General features: G+C 70.6%; 1 protein-coding gene. It reads left to right on the forward strand.

The genetic code is table 11. From position 1 onward, the window contains the following. Positions 1–255: hypothetical protein (locus ACM0OW_RS25860; RefSeq protein ID WP_414553582.1), on the forward strand; the 255-nt coding region annotated here is incomplete at both ends.

Below are 255 nucleotides of genomic sequence, written 5' to 3' on the forward strand. Positions count from 1 at the left end.
GGGCGTCACGGCGTTCGAACTGCTGCACCGACCCGATCTGGCCGAGATTCTGGAGGCGTCGGGCGTGGAGTTGCAGCACGCGGTGCAGAAGATCGCCGTGCCGGAGGCCCAGGCCTCGGGCCAGGAGGTCCACGCCATGATCCGACACTATCAGCGGCTGGCGGACGCCACGGTGGCCCGGCTGCTGAAAGCGCGGCGGGACGGACGGTTTCCGGCGCTGGACAAGGCGTCGGTCGCGGATGTGGCGCGCCGTCT

The organism is Anabaena sp. CCY 0017 (assembly GCF_963920885.1).
Classification (GTDB): Bacteria; Cyanobacteriota; Cyanobacteriia; order Cyanobacteriales; family Nostocaceae; genus Nodularia.